At 52.7% G+C, this 1,466-nt stretch carries 4 protein-coding genes; 1 reads left to right on the top strand and 3 read right to left on the bottom strand.

The genetic code is table 11. The features are described 5' to 3' along the window. On the top strand, nucleotides 1–456 hold a 456-nt coding region (locus tag AC1D0I_RS32485), incomplete at its 5' end, for a hypothetical protein (RefSeq protein WP_477400167.1). A 1-nt stretch (nucleotide 457) separates the two neighbouring features. Here the strand turns inward: AC1D0I_RS32485 and AC1D0I_RS32480 are convergent. The 3 genes from AC1D0I_RS32480 to AC1D0I_RS32470 form a co-directional block, all read right to left on the bottom strand. Beyond that, nucleotides 458–763: a hypothetical protein gene (locus AC1D0I_RS32480; protein WP_477400168.1), complete on the bottom strand. Its 306-nt coding sequence runs from the start codon at nucleotides 761–763 to the stop codon at nucleotides 458–460. A gap of 44 nt (nucleotides 764–807) precedes the next feature. Continuing rightward, on the bottom strand, nucleotides 808–1,233 hold the full coding sequence (locus AC1D0I_RS32475) for a DUF6484 domain-containing protein (RefSeq protein ID WP_477400166.1): 426 nt from the start codon (nucleotides 1,231–1,233) through the stop codon (nucleotides 808–810). A 9-nt stretch (nucleotides 1,234–1,242) separates the two neighbouring features. Beyond that, the coding region (locus AC1D0I_RS32470; protein WP_477400165.1) for a hypothetical protein at nucleotides 1,243–1,466 on the bottom strand (224 nt) is incomplete at its 5' end.

The following is a 1,466-nucleotide window of genomic DNA, read 5'->3' as shown; positions in this document are numbered from 1 at the left end:
GATCTGCTTGCCGACCTTCTGCTGGCAGATGTTCGGCCGGATCGCACGGCGCTGCGCATCTATGACGGACGCTGGCGTACGCTCGATTTCGACTATTCCGGTGCCGTCATCGAGATCCTGCCCGCTCCTGGTCGAACCTGGTACGTTTTCTCAAGTACGGGTGTGGTTTGGCGCACGCCGGATTTCCTCGCCTTTGATGAGGTTGTTGCCCTCCCCGGCCGACGATATTTCTTCGACGTCAAGGCACGCGACAATGATGTGTTGCTCTTGCTGGGCAGTGGCCTCAACCTCCTGGAGGGCGGGGAAATCGTGCCTTTCGACCCTCCGCTACCGTCCATCGAGTCAGCCTACGTGAGCATCTCCCCAACAGTCGGCGCAATCGCGGCAATGTTCGATGGCGGCGTGATGTTTTTCGATGGCAGCCGGTGGGCGCGGCTTTATCCGATCTTCGAATAATTCAAGGCTCTTGTTTTTCGACATGGGCGGCAAGGAAAGCTCGCACCTTTGCTAGGTCGAGATCAGACACTCGCGTCCTTGTCGCCGAAGGCTCTAACATTCGAAGCACAAACAGTTCCCCCGCTTCAGGGAATTCCGAATAGCGCTCCTTGGCGATGCGCAAGCCATCCGCCCGCGCCACTCGCAGCCCGTCGAGATGCGCTTCCAGCCGTTCGATTAGTCGGGCAATGCGCACTTCGTCCATCTCAGGATTTTCCTCCGGATGTAGGAGTGCATCGTCATATACGATCCATAGAAAGGCCGCCATTTCCGCGTGTTGGCGCACTATCTCGGGAATGACGGGCGCCGGGATCAATTGAGGTTCACCGATCCACCACGAATTCGGTTCGTGGCACTAGCATGGCTCGTGACATAAGTTCCGCGGATGGTGATGTGCCCATCCTTCTCCAGGATTATCGTCGCCTTTCCGCATCTAAGTTCAACGCGATCTTCACCGCTGATGCGGGTATATTTGCCATCTGCAATTACATGAGTCGGTCGCGTTCCCTTGGTTGGATCGACAATACGCCCAACAATTAATGGGCGTGTGGCTTCGCCGCTTTCGAACAACAGTGCGACCTCAGCGCCAATCATATCTGAAGTAAGCTCGATAAGACTGCGCGCCCGGATGCCGTGATCTTTAGGATTTCCCACAAAAACCACCAATGGTGCGCTGGCGTCGAATCCCAGAAATATACCAATTACCACACCATCAATTCGCTCCAATATGTCAGACATAACATTACCTCAATTTTGCAGTATTTTACTGCCTTTCATTGTAATATCGCTTGATGCCTCTGCGCTTATCTTTCCAGATGCGTCAACCGAAATATTCTTTCCTTTTATTCCAATTGTCCCATCCTTTTTTAAAATAATCGAAGCCGATCCGCATTTAATCGTAATCGATTCCTTGGCCTCGATCGTTAAATTTTTTCCTACTATAATACCGCTATCTTCTCCAACCTGTACAA

It is taken from the genome of Mesorhizobium sp. P2_D1 (genome assembly GCF_056404455.1).
The sequence above is the reverse complement of the archived record's forward strand: the minus strand, read 5'-3'. Positions and strand labels throughout refer to the sequence as shown.

Bases quoted from the DNA above. Each gene is read 5' to 3' on its own strand.
- AC1D0I_RS32475 (WP_477400166.1), bottom strand. From the start codon at position 1,233: ATGTCTGACATATTGGAGCGAATTGATGGTGTGGTAATTGGTATATTT.
- AC1D0I_RS32480 (WP_477400168.1), bottom strand. From the start codon at position 763: ATGGCGGCCTTTCTATGGATCGTATATGACGATGCACTCCTACATCCG.